This is a genomic window from Streptomyces sp. NPDC017936, assembly GCF_044328485.1.
Classification (GTDB): domain Bacteria; phylum Actinomycetota; class Actinomycetes; order Streptomycetales; family Streptomycetaceae; genus Streptomyces.
The window spans coordinates 74,980-92,352 of record NZ_JBIRHK010000001.1; the positions used below are offsets into that span (position 1 = coordinate 74,980).

Below are 17,373 nucleotides of genomic sequence, written 5' to 3' on the forward strand. Positions count from 1 at the left end.
CGGGGGCGCGGCCGGCCCTGTCACCTGCCCTGACTCAGCTCCGCCGCTCCCCGGGCCCAGCCTGCCCGGAGCCGCACCATGCGTTTCGCCGCCTACGAACACCGTCACCGCCGCCGCGTGGCCGTCGTGGAGGACGACGGCACCCTGCTGCCGCTGCCCGGCGTCACCTCGCTCACCGCCCTGCTGTCGGAGTCCGGCGGTCTGTCCGGCCTGCTCGCCGCGGGCGCGGCGGCGCTCGACGTGCCGCCCGGCCCGCACGTGTCGGAGGTCCGGCTGCTGCCGCCGCTCCGGCCCGCCTCCGTCCGGGACTTCGTCACCTTCGAGGAACACGTGGAGGGCGTCCGGCGGTCCGTGGAGGGCACCGGTGGCGTGCCCGAGCAGTGGTACGCCGCGCCGACCTTCTACTTCACCAACCCGCACGCCGTGTACGGGCCGCACGACGACATCCCCGTCCCCCCGGGATCCGCCGTCCTGGACTTCGAACTGGAGGTCGGCGTGGTCGTCGGCCGGGAGGGCGGCGACCTCACCCCCGAGCAGGCCCGGGACCACATCGTCGGCTACACCGTCTTCAACGACTGGTCGGCCAGGGACCTGCAGTCCGCCGAGATGAAGGTCGGCCTCGGCCCGTGCAAGGGCAAGGACACCGCCACCACCCTCGGCCCGTACCTGGTCACCGCCGACGAACTGGAGCCGTACCGGGACGCCGACGGCTTCCTGCGCCTGGCGCTCACCGCGGAGGTCAACGGCGAGGTCGTCGGCCGGGACCTGCTGTCGAACATGAGCTGGACGTTCGAGGAGATGGTGGCCTACGCCTCCCGCGGCACTCGGGTCGTCCCGGGTGACGTGCTCGGCTCGGGCACCTGCGGCAACGGCGGCTGCCTCGCCGAACTGTGGGGCCTGCGCGGCGAGCGGACGCCGCCGCCGCTCAAGCCCGGCGACACCGTCACCCTCACGGTGGAAGGGATCGGCAGCGTGTCCAACACCGTCGTCCCCGGCGTCGACCCCGTGCCGCTGCCCGCCGGCCGGCGCCGGTCCCGGGAGCGGCCGTGAGCGACCTGCGCCCCAAGAGGCTGCTGGGCAAGGTGGTCGTGGTCACCGGCGCGGCCCGTGGCCAGGGCGCCGCCGAGGCGGAGGCCCTGACCCGGGAGGGCGCACGGGTGATCGCCACCGACGTGCGGCCCGAAGGCGACGGCCGCCGCCTCGACGTGACCAGCGAACAGGACTGGGCCGGCCTCGCCGCCGAGCTGAAGCAGTCGTACGGGCAGGTCCACGGCCTGGTCAACAACGCGGGCATCACCTGGCGCGCCCGCGTCGGCGACGTACGGGCCGAGGACTTCGACCGGGTCCACGCGGTCAACGTCACCGGTCCGCTGCTGGGCATCCAGCACCTCGCCCCGCTCATGCCGCCGGGCTCCTCGATCGTCAACGTCGGCTCCTCGGCGGCCCTCACGGCCCACTACCCGGTCGCCTACACCGCCAGCAAGTGGGGGCTGCGGGGGCTGTCCAGGACGGCCGCACTGGAACTCGGGCCGCGCGGCATCCGCGTGAACACGATCCACCCCGGCTACATCGAGACCGAGATGACCGCCTCCGCCGCCCCCGCCTTCCGCGAGGCCAACGTCCGGGAGACACCGCTGGGGCGCACGGGGACCGTCGCCGAGGTCGCCCCGCTGGTGGTGTTCCTGCTGTCGGACGAGTCGTCGTTCATCACCGGCGCCGACATCCCGGTCGACGGCGGCCTGACCGCGCACGGCGGGGTCAAGTCGGTCTCCGACGCGCTGCGTGAGGGCGCCTCGTGAAGCGGCTGGAGGGCAAGGTCGCGCTGATCTCCGGCACGGCCCGCGGTCGGGGCCGGGCCGCCGCGCTGCGGTTCGCGGCCGAGGGAGCGCTGGTGGTCGGTGGTGACCTGCTGCACGAGGAGGCCGTCGGGACCCAGCGGCTGATCGCCCGCGAGGGCGGCACGGCCCTGACCCCCGGTCCCCTGGACGTCACCGACGAGACGTCGGTGAGCTCTTGGGTGGCGGAGGCCGTCGACGCCTTCGGCGGCGTCGACATCGTCCACGCCAACGCCGGCGCGGTCCGCTTCGGGGGCATCGACAGCCGGCCGTACGAGGACTTCGCCTTCACCCTGCGCGCCGAGCTGGACTCGGTGTGGCTGACCGTCCGGGCGGCCTGGCCGCACCTGATCGCCGGTCGCGGCTGCGTCCTCACCGTCGGCTCCACCGCCGGCCTGACCGGCTCGCTCACCAACCAGCGCACCGCGCTCCCCCAGCTCTCGGCTCCGCTCGAGCCGGGAGGTACCCCCATCGCGTCCAAAGGCGGCGTGATCGCCCTGACCCGGCAACTGGCCGCCGAGGGCGCGCCGTACGGCATCCGCGCCAACTGCGTCAGCCCCGGAATGATCGACACGGACGGCTCCCGCGCCGATCTCCTCGCCGACGACCACCCGATGCGCGGCATCGCCCGGCACATCCCCCTCGGCCGCACCGGCACACCCGACGACGTGGTGAACGCGGCCGTCTTCCTCGCCTCGGACGAGGCGTCCTCCCTCACGGACGCCCACCTCGTCGTCGACGGCGGCTGGTCGACGGTCCTGCCCGGCGCCACCCTCTGAAAGGAAACTCCGCACGTGAACAAGGTCCGCGGCAGCGCCGCCGAGGCCGTCGCCGACATCCCCGACGGCGCGTCGCTCGCCGTCGGCGGCTTCGGTCTCAGCGGCGTACCGGAAGTCCTGATCCGTGCCCTGTACGCACGGGGTGCGCAGGGCCTGGAGGTCGTCTCCAACAACTGCGGCGTGGACGGCCGCGGCCTGGGCGTCCTGCTGGCCGCCGGCCGCATCGCCCGCGTCACCGGCTCCTACGTCGGCGAGAACAAGGAGTTCGCCCGCCAGTACCTGTCCGGGGAGCTGGAGGTGGAACTGGTCCCGCAGGGCACCCTCGCCGAACGGCTGCGCGCGGGCGGCGCCGGCATCCCCGCCTTCTACACGCCGGCCGGAGTGGGCACCCAGGTGGCGAAGGGCGGCCTGCCCTGGCGGTACGCGCCGGACGGCTCGGTCGCCCTCGCCTCGCCGCCCAAGGAGACCCGCGCGTTCCACGGCCGCCCCCACGTCCTGGAGCACGGCATCACCACCGACTTCGCCCTCGTACGGGCCTGGCGCGGCGACCGGCACGGCAACCTCTGCTTCCGCAGGGCCGCCGCCAACTTCAACCCCCTGGCCGCCATGGCGGGCAAGGTGACCGTCGCCGAGGTCGAGGAACTCGTCGAACCCGGCGAACTGGCCCCCGACGCCGTCCACCTGCCCGGCATCTACGTCCAGCGGGTCGTGGCGCTCAGCGCCGACGAGGCCGCCGACAAGCAGATCGAACACCTGACGATTTCCGCGTCTTCGACACGAGGGACGGTGCGTTCCTGATGGCCTGGACCCGCGACCAGACGGCCGCCCGCGCCGCCGCCGAACTCACCGACGGCTCCTACGTCAACCTCGGCATCGGCCTGCCCACCCTCGTCCCCGGCCACCTCCCGCCCGGCGTGCACGTCGTCCTGCACTCCGAGAACGGCATCCTCGGCACCGGCCCCTACCCCACCGAGGAAGAGGTCGACCCCGACCTGATCAACGCGGGCAAGGAGACCGTCACCGTCCTGCCCGGGGCCGCCTTCTTCGACTCGGCCCTCTCCTTCGGCATGATCCGCGGCGGCCACATCGACACCGCCGTCCTCGGCGCCATGCAGGTCTCCGCACGCGGCGACCTGGCCAACTGGATGATCCCCGGCAAGATGGTCAAGGGCATGGGCGGCGCCATGGACCTCGTGCACGGGGCCCGCCGCGTCATCGTCCTGATGGAGCACACCGCCAAGGACGGCACCCCGAAGATCCTCGAGGACTGCACCCTGCCGCTCACCGGCGAGCGCTGCGTGCACCGCGTCATCACCGACCTCGGTGTTCTCGACGTCACCCCCGACGGCCTGGCCCTGGTGGAGACGGCCCCCGGCGTGTCGGCCGACGAGATCGCCGCCCGGACGGACGCGCCGCTGCGCCTGGGCGCCCAGGTCCGCTGAGGCGGTCCGCCCCGAAGCGGGTGCGGCCCGGACGCCCGTCCGCGGTACCCCTGGAGGGGGACACCGTGGGGGTGGACTGTGAACTGCCGCCGCTGCACGGGGACGGGCCGTGCCGGTCGCCTGTTCCGCGTCGAGCACGTACACGGAGTGGTCCTTGCCGCACGCGCGCATGACGCCGGCGCCGGCCGACGGCATCAGGTCCGCCGGTCGCGGCCCCGCGCCGCGGTGGTCCCGGGCGTGGGGCCGCGGACGGCCGGACGGCCGGCGGGTCAGCCGCCGATGCCCGAGTCCTGCGCGGCGGCGACGATCGCCGCCGCGTCCTCCGGCAGCAGGTATCCGGCGTCGACGGACGTCTGCGCGGCCGCGCGCACCTTGCCCACGTAGTCGGCGTGGGTGGGGTAGAGCCGACTGAGCACCGGTTCCGCGGTGGCCGGGAAGGACGGGTCGGACGGGTCGCCGTCGTCGTGCCGGTCCCAGGCGTCGGCGTCGCCGTTCCACGGGTCACGGGCGCCGTACAGACCGCAGAAGACACCGCTGCCGGTGGTGTCGCGCGAACCGGTGAGCGTACGGGTCGGCACCGTGACGTCCGGGAGGCGGACACCGCCGGTGGCCAGGCCGGTGGCCGGGTCGCGCAGGACGGTGCTCAGCGGCTGACCGCTCGGCGGCCGCGCACCGCCCCGCGCCCAGCCGGCCAGGTGGCGCAGCGCCGCGTTCATCGCCCAGTGGCCGGGCCCGTCGTTGAAGGGGGCCGAACCGGCGGCGCAGTCGGGTGACGGCGCCGCCGAACCCGCCGACTTCCGCACGGTCGGGTTGCCGAGGTCGAAGGCCCACTGGTCGCCGTGCGCGGTGCCGGCCAGCTCCCAGTGCACGACGCTGTCGGTGTCCGGCTGCCGTGCGGTCGCGGCGCCCGGCACGTCGGTCTCGGTGAGCACGACGAACGTCGGCACCGACAGGTCGGTCCTGATCCGGGACGGGTTCGGCATCAACAGGGTGTCGGCGAGCACGCCGCTGATCGGCGAGGCGATCGCGCTGTTGCTGTGCACCATGAAGCCGTCATAGACCCTGGACACCGGCTGGACGGCGTTGACGTACGTCGTCATGAAGCCCGCCGACTGCGACTCGCCGTCGGCGAGCAGCGTCCGGACCGGGAGCCCGCCGAGCGGGTCGGTCCCGTTCGGGGTGCGCAGCGCCCGGCCCGCCTGGGAGAAGATGTCGTAGGCGAAGGCGTCGCCGGGGTGGACCAGGCTGCCGTACCGCGCCGGGTCCCAGCCCTTCAGGCCCTTGATCTCGCCCAGTCCGCCGTTGACCCCCACGGCCTGCGCCGAGACGCCGACCCAGGCATAGCCCCGGCGCAGCAGCTCGTCCCGTTCGAACCAGTAGTCCGGGGAGAGGTCGAGCTGGCCGCTGACGTTGAGCCACTCCACGACCACCGTGCCGTTGAACTTCGCCGGGTCGGCGGGGCGGCGCACCAACAGGCGGCTCTTGTACGCGGCGGTGCCGGACGCGCGGACGTTCCACCGGCCGTCCGAGGTCCACAGGCCGGACTTGGCGTACGACGTGGCGGTGCCCGAGATGAAGTACTCGTTCTCGGTGTAGCCGAACGAGCCGAGGTCCTCCGCCGCGGCGAGGAACGGGAAGCCGTGACTGCCGGCGGGCGGGACGGTGACCGTGGGGCTCGCGGCCGCGCCGGGGGAGGCCGCGGCCGGGGCGGCCAGCGGGCTGCCGAGGAGGCCGCCGCAGAGCAGCGCCCCCAGCGCGGTGGCGGTGACGGACCGCCGGGTCAGTCGAGCAAGCATGCGCACGGGTTGCCTCCGTGAATGCGTGTCCCAATGGATTGAGACCGCAGTTTCGACGGCCGGCGGCGGGCTGCCATCGGTGAATCCACCGGTGTCCCCCTCGAGGTGCTGCGGCAGTGCGCCGGCTTCGGGCCGCGCCTCCTCCCCTCCCCGGGATCCCAACGGGCTGACGCCGCGGACGTCGCCCGGCTCCTCGCCGTGGCGTGGTGGGACCGGCCCGTGCGGCACATCACCGAGCACGTACGGACGATCATGTCGGGGACCGTCGCCGACCTGGAGGAGGCTGCCGCGCACGTCCCGGTCCGCGGTGCCCACCACCACCTCTGATGTCGTGCTGCTGGTGCCTTCCCCACCGGAAGCGGGCACCGGCCGGGTGGCACGTACAGGACCTTGACGGGGTTCCTGACCAAGCTCCCGCCTGAGTGCCGGCGTCGATGTCCGTGCCCTCTGCTTGGATGCACGTTGCCGTTTCCGTGAGGAGAGAAGCATGACCCGTACGACGCCGCCGCGCCCGCTGGATGTGGCCTCGGTGTTTCCGGAGCTGGCCGCGATGTCCCGGACCGCCACCAGACTGCACCCCCGTCCCGGTGCGCCGACCGTGGAGGTGAGCTCCGTGGGCGGGCCGCTGCTGTGGCCCGTGGAGGAGGCGTGGCCCACGTGCGCACAGGAGCATCACGCCAGGCGACTCAACACGCCGGAAGAGGTGCGCACACTCCGGAGGATCCTCACGCAGGCATGGCGGCACCGGAACCCCGACGACGGACTGCTCACGCGGGAGGAGCGGGCTGTCGTGGACCGGATCCATGCGGGCCACGACCCGCACCTGCTGACTGCCGACCCGCATCCTCTGATACCGGTGGCCCAGTTGTACGCGCGTGACGTCGCCGATCTGCCCTTCCCCGAGGGCACCGATCTGCTTCAGGTGCTGTGGTGTCCGTTCGGCGATGCGATCGAGGGGTGTTCCGAGGCCGTTCAGTTGCGGTGGCGTCGAGCCGCTGACGTGGTGACGGTCCTGGCGGTCGCGCCGGAGCCCGCGTACATCGGCGCCGACGACCTGGTTCCCACGCCGTGCGTGCTGCATCCCGAGCAGGTGCGTGAGTATCCCGCCGCGCACGAGATGGACGAGGAACTCGTGACCCGCGTCTACCGGTGGGAAGAGGGAACGACCCTGAGCTATCGGGGTGACCTGTCCGGAGCTCCGGGCTGGAAGGCCGGTGGCTGGGCTGCCCCGTACACGTTCCGGGACGCGGACGAACCCGACGATCTGCGGTGTTCCGAGTGCCGGTCGCCCACAGCACCGCTGCTCACCGTCCCCAGTGGTGAGTGGGACGGGGAAAGCGGCAGTTGGCGACCCGCCGGCGACGAGCCGGAGAGCGATGCTCCGCCTTACCCAGGACCGTCCGACCCCACGCAGGTGACCGTGGGGCGCGGTTACACCCTGCAGTTCTACGCGTGCACAGGCGACCCCGGACACCTGCCGCTCACCGTCGTGCAGTGAGATCGGGGAGCCGGAGGAGGGCTCGGGCAGCTTGGGTGAAGAGCGGGATCCCTCATGTGTCCCGTTCGGGAAAGACGCTGGAGCGTTGGGCGCGTCCCGCCTTACGGTGACGCCATGAGCGATCACCAGGAAGCGCCTGTCGCGCCCGTCGGAGCCCATGAGCCGCCCTACTACGTGGCTGTCTTCACGTCCGTGCGAACTCAGGACCAGAGCGGCTACAGCGAGACCAACGCACGCATGGAAGACCTCGTGAAGGACGTCCCCGGGTTCCTGGGGATGGACCACGCGCAGACTCCTGGCGGGCTGGGCATCACCGTCGGGTACTTCCGCGACGCCGACGCCCTCACGGAGTGGCGGAACAACGCCGAGCACCGCGCGGCGCAAAAGCGCGGGCAAGCCGAGTGGTACCGGAGCTACACGCTGCATGTGGCGAAGGTGGAGCGGAGCTACGGGTTCGAGCGAGCGGACGTCCCGCAGGGCCCGGCAGCAGGCTGACCACCAGCCACGCGGCACAGGACAGGAACAGACGTCTTGGACCAACCGGTGTCGAGCGCTCACGTCACCCGTAGCGAGCACGGCGGTCCTCGCCGCTGTGCCGGCCTTCTTCGCGAGCCGCACGCCGGCGTCACGTGACGCTGCGACGCCACGGGGACCGATGGCCCCGGCGCCGGTGCGCCGGGGCCCGCGTCCGCGTCACGGCTCAGCGAGCGCGCGGCTCATCCGGTGTGGATCTCCAGGGCGGCCCGCACGGCGGACTCCACGGCTCCCTCGATCCACGCCGGTTTGACGGACGTGTGGTCCCCGGCGAAGTGCAACGGCCCTTCGTTCACGGGGATGGCGGGCAGCAGCTCCGTGTGCTGTCCGGGCAGGAGCACGGACGCCTCCCCGTAGGCGTAGGGGTCGCGCAGCCAGCTCTGCGTGCGGCCCGCGCCGGTGTAGAAGACCTCGATGCGCTGGCCGTAGACCTGCTGGAGGCCGCACAGAGCGTGTGGGTACCGTGCGTCGTCGTCCAGGCAGTCCCAGCGCAGCGCGTCGTCCGCCCAGCTGTAGGAAGCCAGGACCACGCCCCCCGCGCTGCCCGGAACCGGATGGGAGGGGTGGAACATGAACCGGTTGGCGTTGTCCGACACCGAGCCGCCGCCGACGACGTCGACTGCTTCCGGCTGGTCGCGTGCGACCGCGCGGTTGGCGGCGTAGTGGGTGCGCTGGCCGGCCGTGACGTGCCCGGTGGGCACGGAGGGGTGGGCGCCGAGCAGGCTGCCGTCCGTGGCGGCGCGGCCGGTGCGGTAGGCGTCGTACAGACCCGGGTCGACGGCGTGCAGCTCGCGCTTCCAGTCGGCCTCGTCGAACTCCCACCAGCGGCGGCTGAACTCCAGCAGGACCTTGGTCGCGCTGTCGTAGTGCAGCTCGCAGACCGCGCGGCGCTTGCCGTACGACAGGGGCGGATCGATCTGTACGTGGCGCAGTCCGGAGAACGGCACCGTGACCACGGCGACGTCCGCGGTGAACTGCTCCCGTACGACGGGACCGTCGCGGCCCTCGGACACGGTGTCCACCCACACGTGCGGGCCCTTGCTCCGGGCGTGCTCGGCGTCCGGTGAAGGGCGGTCGGGGTGGTGGTACTCGATGCGCGTGACACGGCGGTCGAACCGCACGTCCTTGCGTACGCGTTCCAGGAGGGCGTCCGGCAGTACGGCCGTGCCGCCCTCCAGCTCGTAGAACGGCGTGTCGGGGCTGATGAGGGAGGAGCCGATGAAGCTGTGGATGAAGGACAGGGGCAGGCGCGAGGTGAGGTTCTCCAGCGTGCCGATCAGGTCGACGGTCCGCTCGTCGAGGCCTGCGTGCTCGGTCAGGAAGCGGAACATCGACCAGTCGCCGAACCGTTGCACCACACGGGCCCAGCCCTGCAACTGCTCGGGGAGCGGCTTGCCGACCCGCTTGCCGTCGCGGTCGACGTGACTGAACTCGTCGCGCACCGGGTCCAGCGCGGAGCGGAGGATGGTGGCGGCGGGGGTGTCCCAGTGGGCCCGCGGGACGCCGAAGGACCGGTTCACGCGCCGGGGCGCGCGGGCGTAGTCGGCGCGCCGCACGCGGATGCCGTTGACGTGGATCCAGGTGCGGCCGGCGGGACGTCCCTCGGTGTCGACGTCGACGTAGTGGAAGCGCCGCTTCTTCAGGCCGAACCGGTCGATCAGCTCCATCACCAGGGGATGGCTGCCGGGGATGCGCATCGCGCCCGCTTCGGCGTACTGGCGGGGATCGGCGAAGGGCTGCTCGGCGTGCTCGTGGCCGCCGTTGCGGAAGGTCTTGATGCGTCCGCCCGCGCGGTTGCCGTTGGCCTCCAGCACGGTCACCCGGTGGCCTGCCCCCCTCAGCAGCCAGGCAGCCACGAGACCGGCCGGGCCGGCACCGATGACCAGGACGTTCTTGGGGCGCGTCCGTCGCTGGGCCGGCAGACCTTCTTGGAGGACGCGCTGGTAACGCGGGACGAGGGGGCGGTCGTCGGTGTCCAGGACGAGGAGTGCGCGGGCGACGGCGAGGCACCGGTCGAAGTCGGCGCCACGGCTCCCGCTCGGGGCGGCCGGGGCGGCCGGCGCGGGCAGAGCCGCGGCGCCACCGCCGGCCAGGGCCGTCGCCACCGTGACCGTGCCGGCTGCCGCCGCGAAGCTCCTCCTGGAGAAACCGCCGTCCGAGCGCACCACCGCGTGATCTTCAGTCATGGCGGACTTTGTACTGGCGGAGGTGACCGGGCGTCCGTCCTTCGCCCGGGCGTTGACCCGAAGGAGCGAAGACGGCGACGAACCCTGACGTCACAGCAGGTCCGCCGACGTGACGGCTCGGGAAACCCGAAGGGATGAATGCCGAGCGAACTCCGTTCGCCGCCGTGACCGACCTTCCACACTGCCAGATGCATATCCACATCCGCGCTCTTCGGCGGGCCCGACGCCCGCGCGGGACCGGTGACCACGCGGCGCTTCGCGTACGCGGCCCCGGCCCGGCCTCACGAGAGTGCGGGTCGACGTAAGGGGGGAAGGGGTGGCGCGGCGGTGCCCTCGGTTCGGTGACCGAGCCCGTTACTGGTTCGACAGCACGCTGGCCCGCGGTGCCTCGGCTCTCGTCGGCTGGATGGCGCTGCTGTGCCTGGCCGTCGTCGTCCCGGCCAGTGCGGTGCTGGTGTGGAGCGACCCCGACGCGCCGGTGTCCCTGGCGGACCGCCTGGCCGAGGTGTGGCGCCTCACCGGGGAGACACTGCGGCTGGGCGGTGCGACGGGTACGCCCCTGCGCGTGACGATGTCGGTGCTGCTCGCGCTGGTCGCCCTGCTGTACGTCTCGACGCTCGTCGGCCTGATCACCACGGCGCTCACGGAACGGCTCACCGCCTTGCGACGGGGCCGTTCCACCGTGCTCGAACAAGGGCACGCCGTGGTCCTCGGGTGGTCGGAGCAGGTGTTCACGGTGGTGAGCGAACTGGTGGCCGCCAACGCCAACCAACAGCGGGCGGCGGTGGTCGTGCTGGCCGACCGGGAGAAGACCGCCATGGAGGAGGCCCTGAGCACGAAGGTGGGTCCCGTCGGCCGTACGCGGCTGATCTGCCGCAGCGGCCCCGTCACCGACCCGGCCGTGCTCACCCTGGCCAGCCCGGCCACGGCCGGTGTCGTGCTGGTCCTGCCCCACGACGAACCCGACGCCGACGCCGAGGTGGTCAAGACGCTGCTGGCGCTCAGGGCGGCCCTGGCCGGGGAGGGAACCCGTCCGCCCGTCGTCGCCGCCGTCCGGGACGACCGCTACCTCCTGGCCGCACGTCTCGCCGCCGGACCGGGCGGCGTCGTCCTGGAGAGCGACACCGTCACCGCCCGGCTGATCGTCCAGGCCGCCCGCCGCCCCGGGCTCTCCCTGGTCCACCACGAGCTCCTCGACTTCGCCGGAGACGAGTTCTACCTGATCACCGAACCGGCCCTGGCCGGCCGGCCGTTCGGCGACGCGCTGCTGTCCTACCCGACGTCGAGCGTCGTCGGGATGATGCGAGGAGACACTCCCCTGCTCAACCCGCCGCCGCAGACGCCCGTGGCCCCGGACGACCTGCTCATCGTCATCTCCCGCGACGACGACACCGCCTGGCTGGACGACTGCGCGGAGCTGGTCGAGAAGGCGGTCATGGCGTCCGGCCCTTCGACACCCGCGCGGCCGGAGCGGGTCCTCCTGCTGGGCTGGAACCGCCGAGCGCCGCTCATGGTCGAGCAGCTGCGCCGCCGCGTCCGGCCCGGATCCGCCGTCGACGTGGTGGCGGACGGTGGTGACGTCACGGTCCGGCAGGTGAGCGAGGCCGACGCGCACCGCGGCACCGACCTGGCCCTGACACTGCACCACGGGGACGTCAGCCGTCCTGAGACCCTGCGGCGTCTGGACGTCCACTCCTACGACAGTGTGATCGTGCTCGGCCGGGACCCCGCTCCCGAACAGCCGCCGGACGCCCCCGACAACCGTACGCTCGTCACCCTGCTGCTTCTGCGCCAACTGGAGGAAGCCACCGGGCGTGAACTGCCGGTCGTCACCGAGCTCATCGACGACCGCAACCGGGCGCTGGCCCCCGTCGGCCCCGGAGCCGACGTGATCATCAGCGGCAAGCTCATCGGCCTGCTCATGGCGCAGATCTCCCAGAACCGGCACCTGGCAGCGGTGTTCGAGGAACTGTTCTCAGCCGACGGCACCGGGGTTCGCCTGCGGCCGGCCGCCGACTACGTGCTGCCAGGATGCGAGACGTCGTTCGCCACCGTCGTGGCCGCGGCACGTTGCCGCGGAGAATGCGCCATCGGGTACCGAAGCCACGACGCCTCGTCGACGAGTCCCGGCTACGGCGTGCGGATCAACCCGCCCAAGGCCGAGCGGCGCCGTTGGACGGTCGAGGACGAGGTGGTCGTCATCGGCAAGGACTGACGGGACCTCAGGAAGGTCGTGTGCGCGCCGCAGCCGGCCGGCCTTCCCGACCGACCGACCCGGTGACGGGCCGGTGCCATGAGCGGACCGCGATGCGCCACGCCACCGCCGCCCGTCCTGAGCGCGCCGCCCGGCTGCCCCGACAAGGAGCTCGGACGCAGCCCCAGCACGCCGTCGGGCCTCGCACCGCCTTGCGTGCCGGTCAGGCCGCGGAGCCAGGACCGGGCGGGAGGTGAACGGTCATGATCAGGTGGCACGTCCCGGTGCCCGAGCCGCGGTAGGTGTGGGGGGCGTCGCCGTCGAACGTGGCGGTCTGCCCGGCCTCGACCGCGTGCTCGGTGCCGTCGACGACGAGCACCATCCGCCCGGCGGTGACGCTGACGGTCTCCACGACGCCGCTCTGGTGCGGGTGACTGGGGTACTCCTCGCCCGGTTCCAGTTTCCACCGCCAGATCTCGACCGGGGCCGGTCCCGACGTGGTCAGCATGAGCCGCGCCTCGCCGCCTTTCTCCCCGGCCCACAAGGGCATGACGGCGTCGGCGGACACGACCCGGACACGGCCTTCGACCGGCCCTTCCACCAGCGCGGACACCGACATGCCGAGCGTGTCGGCAAGGCGGACCAGGGTGGCGAAGTTCGGGTTGCCCTGGGCCTTCTCCAGTCCGACCAGGGCGCCCTTGCTGACCTTGGCGCGGCGGCCGAGTTCGTCCAGGGACAGTCCGGCGCGGGTGCGGGCCGCGCGGACGTTGTGTGCGAGCGTCCGCAGTGCCGCCTCGGTCTCGGCCATCGCTTCACCCCTCCGCAGGCAGGTCAGTGCACTGCACCACATGGTCGTTCGGTTGACGACTTCCGGTCGGTGCGTTGTACGGTGCAGTCGTTCCATTGATAGTAAGGGATGTACCCGTGATCGCTCTGCTGCTGGCCCTGGGCAGCTCCCTGGCCTACGGATGCGCCGACTTCCTCGGCGGCCTCGGCGCCCGCAAGGCCCATGTCCTGCGCACCGTGATGATCGCCGCCCCGGCCTCGCTCACCGTCGAGCTGCTGCTGTGGCCCTTCCTCGGCGCCTCCTTCGCCCCCGCCACCCTCGCCTGGGGCGCCGCCTCCGGCGTCGCGTCGGCCGCCGCGTTCGCCCTGCTCTACCGCACGCTCGCGATCGGCCCGATGAACGTCCTCTCCCCCGTCACCGCGCTGGTCTCGGCGATGCTGCCGGTCGGCGTGGGGCTGTTGCAGGGCGAGCACCTGGGGCTGACCGGGCTGACCGGCCTGCCGCTGGCGCTGGCGGCCGTGGTGCTGGTCAGCGCCGGACACGGCGCCGGCGGCGCCCGGCCGTCGCGGACCGCGCTGCTGCTGGCCTTCGGCGCCGGGACCGCCATCGCCCTGCAGTTGGTCTTCCTTCACCAGGCGCCGTCCGACAGCGGCGTCGGCCCGCTGGTCATCGGCCGGGCCGTGTCCTCCGCGGTCACGCTGGCCGCGGCCGGGCTGATGCACCGCAGGCTCGGCCCGGAGAAGCCCGCCTACGCGATGTCGGCGACGGCCGGCGTGCTGGACTCGGTGGCCAACCTGCTGTTCCTGCTCGCCGCCCGCAGTGGCGACCTGGCCGTCGTCGCCGTGATCACCGCTCTGTACCCGGCCGGCACCGTCCTGCTCGCCCGCGGCGTGCTCGCCGAGCGCATCCACCGAGGTCAGCTGATCGGCCTGGGCACCGCCGCCGTCGCCGTCAGCCTCCTCGCCCTCACCTGACCCCGCGGCCCTCAGCCGCCTTCCCCCGAACGGACCACCTGATGACCACCTTCCGCATCGGCCCCGCTGTCGCCGACGCCTTCCCCGACACCCTCATCGCCGTCATCACCGCCGCCGGCCTGCGCGGCCACGAGCCCTGGCCCGCCACCGCCGCCGCCCTGGAGGACCTGGAGCGGCAGCTCGCCGACGGCGTCTGGCAGCCGGCCGACGAGAGCGACCCGCGCATCGAGGCGTGGCACACCGCCTACCGCTCCTTCGGCACCAACCCCCGCCGCATCCGGCCCAGCGTCGACGCCCTGGGCCGCCGCATGGCCAAGAAGGGCACGCTGCCCCGGATCAACCCGGCCGTCGACTCCTACAACGCCGTCTCCGTCCGCCACGGCCTGCCCGCCGGCGCCTTCGACCTCGACCACGTCACCGGCGACGTCGAGATCCGCCACGCGGACGGCACCGAGACCTTCACCCCGCTCGGCGAGACCGGCACCGTCGAGAACCCCGAGTCCGGCGAGATCGTCTACACCGACACCACCGACGTCCTCACCCGGCACTGGAACCACCGCGACGCCCACCGCACCCGCGTCACCGAGGACTCCGCCCACGTCGCCTTCGTCCTGGAGACCGTCGCCGCCAGTCGCGACGGGCACCTGCTCAAGGCCGCGGCCGACGACCTGCAGACCCTGCTCCAGCCGCACTGCGAGAAGAGCACCGTGCACTACCTCAGCCCGGCGCACCCCGACATCACCATCTGACCACCACCCCCTGGCCCGTCCGCCTGAGCGGCGGCGCCGGGTCCACGGCGGCGAAGCCGCGACCCGCCGCCGCCGAGGGACCGCCCGCACCCCTTGGAGGTTCGCCATGGCCACCGGGCTGAGCGCCTTCCCCTCACGCCCGTCCCCGGCCACGGCAGAACCTGGCCGCTGCTGCCGCGCCCCGGCTAACGATCGACGGTGCGCATCCCTGCCTCGTCGTACCGCTCCCCCGACGCCTCGGGCAGCTCCGCATCGATGCGGGCCAGGTCGTCCTCGGTCAGCACGACGTCGACCGCGGCGGCGTTCTGTTCCAGGTAGGTGCGGCGCTTGGTGCCGGGGATCGGCACCAGTCCCTCGCCCTGGGCCAGCACCCAGGCGATGGCCAGCTGGGCCGGGGTCACCTCCTTCTCGGCGGCGATCTCCTTCACCTTGGCCGCCAGCCGCAGGTTCGCCTCCAGGTTGGCGTCCTGGAAGCGCGGGTTCTCGCGGCGCCAGTCGTTCGGGTCCAGCTCGTCCGGCGAGGTGAACCGCCCGGCGAGGAACCCGCGGCCGAGCGGCGAATAGGGCACGAAGCCGATGCCCAGCTCCCGGCAGGCGGGCAGAACCTCGGCCTCCACGTCCCGTGACCACAACGAGTACTCGCTCTGCACCGCGGTGATCGGGTGCACGGCGTGGCCGCGCCGGATGGTCTCCGCGCTCGCCTCGCTCAGACCGATGTACCGCACCTTGCCCTCGGCGACCAGTTCGCCCAGCGCGCCGACCGTCTCCTCGACGGGGACGTTCGGGTCGACCCGGTGTTGGTAGTACAGGTCGATGTGGTCGGTGCCCAGACGCTCCAGGGAGCCGTGGACCGAGCTGCGGACGTGCTCGGCCGAGCCGTCCTGCGGGCCGACCGTGCTGATGTCGCCGGGTACGGCGTCGTCCATCCGGTAGTTGAACTTCGTCGCGATCACGTACTCGTCGCGACGCCCCCGGATCGCCTCGCCGACGAGCGACTCGTTGGTGAGCGGCCCGTACATCTGCGCGGTGTCGAGGAAGTTGATTCCGAGGTCGAGGGCGCGCCGGATGGTCTCGATCCCCTCCTCGTGATCGGCGGATCCGTAGAAGGCGGACATGCCCATGCATCCCAGGCCGATGGCCGATACCCGGAGCTCCCGCAGGCTGCGCTTCTGCATGCCGTGTCCCTGCCTTTCCCTGCACACTCGTTCGTCGTTCGGACGGCACGAAGCCGCTCATCCATCCAGCCACGCATCTCACCGCTCGGCATCCCGTGAGGGGCGCCGGGCGGCGCGGGCTTCGTGCGCCGCGGTGCCCGCAACGCTACGGCCTGGAGCGCACTCCAGCGCAACCCGGCCGTTCAGGCGGACCGGCAGCTCGGTCACGTCTTTCCCGCGTCCGTCTTCACGGACCATCGGGTGGTGGATCACGGTCGGCGGGCACGGGCGCTTCGAGGACTCCGGTGCCGGTCCAGGCCCGTTCTCCGCGCTCGCGGATGCCCTGCCGGACCGGTCAGGCCCCGCCGCTCTCGAGGAGGGCCGCCATGACGAACAGGGCGACGGTCGAGCTCGGCGAGCTCGGCTGCGCGACCGAGGTCTTCGGCCTCCGCAGACCGGAGATCGGCCGTGACCTCTACGACTTCAGGCTCTGTTCGCCCGAGCCCCGGACCCTGATGCGAGACGGATTCTTCACGCTCACGGGAGTCACCGGTCTGGAAGCGGCCGACGCGGCGGACACCTTGATCGTCCCCAACCGCCCGGACGTCGAGGTGCCCCGCCGTCCCGCCGTGCTCGATGCCGTCCGCCGGGCGCACGCCCGCGGTGCGCGCTTGGTCGGCTTCTGCAGTGGCGCTTTCACCCTGGCCGAAGCAGGAGTCCTCGACGGGCGCCGGGCCACCGCGCACTGGCAGTGGGCGGATGACTTCCGGGCACGCTTCCCCTCGGTCCGGCTCGAAGCGGACGTGCTGTTCGTGGACGACGGTGACATCCTCACCTCCGCGGGAAGCGCGGCTGCACTCGATCTCGGGTTGCACGTGGTCCGCCGTGACCACGGCGCGGAGGTCGCCGACTCTGTGAGCCGGCGGCTGGTCTTCGCGGCGCACCGGGACGGTGGGCAGCGACAGTTCGTGGAGCGCCCCGTGCCCGACCTGCCGGACGAGTCCCTGGCGCCTGTCCTGGCCTGGGCCCAGGAACGCTTGGACCCACCCCTCACGGTGTCCGACCTCGCGGCCCGTGCGGCGATCAGTCCGGCGACGCTGCATCGCCGCTTCCAGGCCCAGCTGGGCACGACGCCGTTGACGTGGCTCACGGGGGAACGGCTCGCCCTGGCGTGCCGGTTGATCGAGCGAGGTGAGTCCCGCTTCGAGGTGGTCGCGCGGCGCAGTGGGCTGGGCACCGCTGCCCATCTGCGCACGCTGATGCGCCGCGAGACCGGCATCACGCCGTCGGCGTACAAGCGCCGGTTCGGGCCGGAGGCGAGCTGACAGCCCGGGTCCCGGGTGAGGGGGCGCCGGTGAGGCGCGGCGGCGGTGTGCGGCGTGTGCCTGCCACGGGCTGCTTCCTCCTGCTGGATCGGTCGGAGCGGAGGCGCACGTCGTGCAGCG

15 protein-coding genes and 1 pseudogene are annotated in these 17,373 nt (G+C 72.7%); 12 read left to right on the forward strand and 4 right to left on the reverse strand.

Annotated elements, in window-relative coordinates; all coding sequences use genetic code 11:
* The first annotated feature begins 78 nt into the window (after positions 1-78).
* The 5 genes from ACH4F6_RS00300 to ACH4F6_RS00320 are packed head-to-tail and all read left to right on the forward strand — an operon-like array spanning position 79 to position 4,056.
* On the forward strand, positions 79-1,050 hold the full coding sequence (locus tag ACH4F6_RS00300) for a fumarylacetoacetate hydrolase family protein (protein WP_397957549.1): 972 nt from the start codon (positions 79-81) through the stop codon (positions 1,048-1,050).
* Positions 1,047-1,799 (forward strand): SDR family NAD(P)-dependent oxidoreductase, encoded by a 753-nt coding sequence (locus ACH4F6_RS00305; protein ID WP_397957550.1) that lies wholly within the window; start codon positions 1,047-1,049, stop codon positions 1,797-1,799. The genes ACH4F6_RS00300 and ACH4F6_RS00305 overlap by 4 nt, the downstream gene beginning before the upstream one ends.
* Complete coding sequence (locus ACH4F6_RS00310) at positions 1,796-2,614, forward strand: SDR family NAD(P)-dependent oxidoreductase (protein WP_397957551.1); 819 nt, start codon at positions 1,796-1,798, stop codon at positions 2,612-2,614. Before ACH4F6_RS00305 ends, ACH4F6_RS00310 begins: the two co-directional genes overlap by 4 nt.
* A gap of 15 nt (positions 2,615-2,629) precedes the next feature.
* Positions 2,630-3,412: a CoA transferase subunit A gene (locus tag ACH4F6_RS00315; protein ID WP_397957552.1), complete on the forward strand. Its 783-nt coding sequence runs from the start codon at positions 2,630-2,632 to the stop codon at positions 3,410-3,412.
* The gene (locus tag ACH4F6_RS00320; protein ID WP_397957553.1) at positions 3,412-4,056 is read left to right on the forward strand and encodes a CoA transferase subunit B; all 645 of its coding nucleotides are present in this window, start codon (positions 3,412-3,414) and stop codon (positions 4,054-4,056) included. Before ACH4F6_RS00315 ends, ACH4F6_RS00320 begins: the two co-directional genes overlap by 1 nt.
* A 269-nt stretch (positions 4,057-4,325) precedes the next feature.
* On the opposite strand, the gene ACH4F6_RS00325 is transcribed toward ACH4F6_RS00320, so the two are convergent.
* Positions 4,326-5,852: an alpha/beta hydrolase domain-containing protein gene (locus ACH4F6_RS00325; RefSeq protein ID WP_397957554.1), complete on the reverse strand. Its 1,527-nt coding sequence runs from the start codon at positions 5,850-5,852 to the stop codon at positions 4,326-4,328.
* Between the two features lie 162 nt (positions 5,853-6,014).
* On the opposite strand from ACH4F6_RS00325, the pseudogene ACH4F6_RS00330 reads away from it, so the two are divergent.
* The 3 genes and pseudogenes from ACH4F6_RS00330 to ACH4F6_RS00340 all read left to right on the forward strand — a co-directional run.
* A pseudogene (locus ACH4F6_RS00330) lies at positions 6,015-6,179 on the forward strand (antibiotic acetyltransferase); the annotation flags it as partial.
* 160 nt (positions 6,180-6,339) lie between these two features.
* A complete protein-coding gene (locus ACH4F6_RS00335) occupies positions 6,340-7,350 on the forward strand; it encodes a hypothetical protein (protein ID WP_397957555.1) in 1,011 nt (336 codons plus the stop codon).
* 114 nt (positions 7,351-7,464) lie between these two features.
* Positions 7,465-7,845 (forward strand): antibiotic biosynthesis monooxygenase family protein, encoded by a 381-nt coding sequence (locus ACH4F6_RS00340; protein WP_397957556.1) that lies wholly within the window; start codon positions 7,465-7,467, stop codon positions 7,843-7,845.
* Positions 7,846-8,066: 221 nt separating this feature from the next.
* On the opposite strand, the gene ACH4F6_RS00345 is transcribed toward ACH4F6_RS00340, so the two are convergent.
* Positions 8,067-10,070 (reverse strand): flavin monoamine oxidase family protein, encoded by a 2,004-nt coding sequence (locus ACH4F6_RS00345; protein WP_397957557.1) that lies wholly within the window; start codon positions 10,068-10,070, stop codon positions 8,067-8,069.
* 316 nt (positions 10,071-10,386) lie between these two features.
* On the opposite strand from ACH4F6_RS00345, the gene ACH4F6_RS00350 reads away from it, so the two are divergent.
* Positions 10,387-12,285 (forward strand): NAD-binding lipoprotein, encoded by a 1,899-nt coding sequence (locus tag ACH4F6_RS00350; protein WP_397957558.1) that lies wholly within the window; start codon positions 10,387-10,389, stop codon positions 12,283-12,285.
* Positions 12,286-12,487: 202 nt separating this feature from the next.
* On the opposite strand, the gene ACH4F6_RS00355 is transcribed toward ACH4F6_RS00350, so the two are convergent.
* Positions 12,488-13,072, reverse strand: coding sequence for a helix-turn-helix domain-containing protein (locus ACH4F6_RS00355; RefSeq protein WP_397957559.1), 585 nt, complete (start codon positions 13,070-13,072; stop codon positions 12,488-12,490).
* Between the two features lie 116 nt (positions 13,073-13,188).
* On the opposite strand from ACH4F6_RS00355, the gene ACH4F6_RS00360 reads away from it, so the two are divergent.
* Together ACH4F6_RS00360 and ACH4F6_RS00365 are read left to right on the forward strand one after the other, a co-directional pair.
* Complete coding sequence (locus tag ACH4F6_RS00360; protein ID WP_397957560.1) at positions 13,189-14,025, forward strand: EamA family transporter; 837 nt, start codon at positions 13,189-13,191, stop codon at positions 14,023-14,025.
* Between the two features lie 41 nt (positions 14,026-14,066).
* Positions 14,067-14,774, forward strand: a complete 708-nt coding sequence (locus tag ACH4F6_RS00365; RefSeq protein ID WP_397957561.1) for a B3/4 domain-containing protein — start codon at positions 14,067-14,069, stop codon at positions 14,772-14,774.
* A gap of 185 nt (positions 14,775-14,959) precedes the next feature.
* On the opposite strand, the gene ACH4F6_RS00370 is transcribed toward ACH4F6_RS00365, so the two are convergent.
* Positions 14,960-15,949 (reverse strand): aldo/keto reductase, encoded by a 990-nt coding sequence (locus ACH4F6_RS00370; RefSeq protein WP_397957562.1) that lies wholly within the window; start codon positions 15,947-15,949, stop codon positions 14,960-14,962.
* Between the two features lie 365 nt (positions 15,950-16,314).
* On the opposite strand from ACH4F6_RS00370, the gene ACH4F6_RS00375 reads away from it, so the two are divergent.
* Positions 16,315-17,253, forward strand: coding sequence for a GlxA family transcriptional regulator (locus ACH4F6_RS00375; RefSeq protein WP_397957563.1), 939 nt, complete (start codon positions 16,315-16,317; stop codon positions 17,251-17,253).
* The last annotated feature ends 120 nt before the right edge of the window (positions 17,254-17,373 follow it).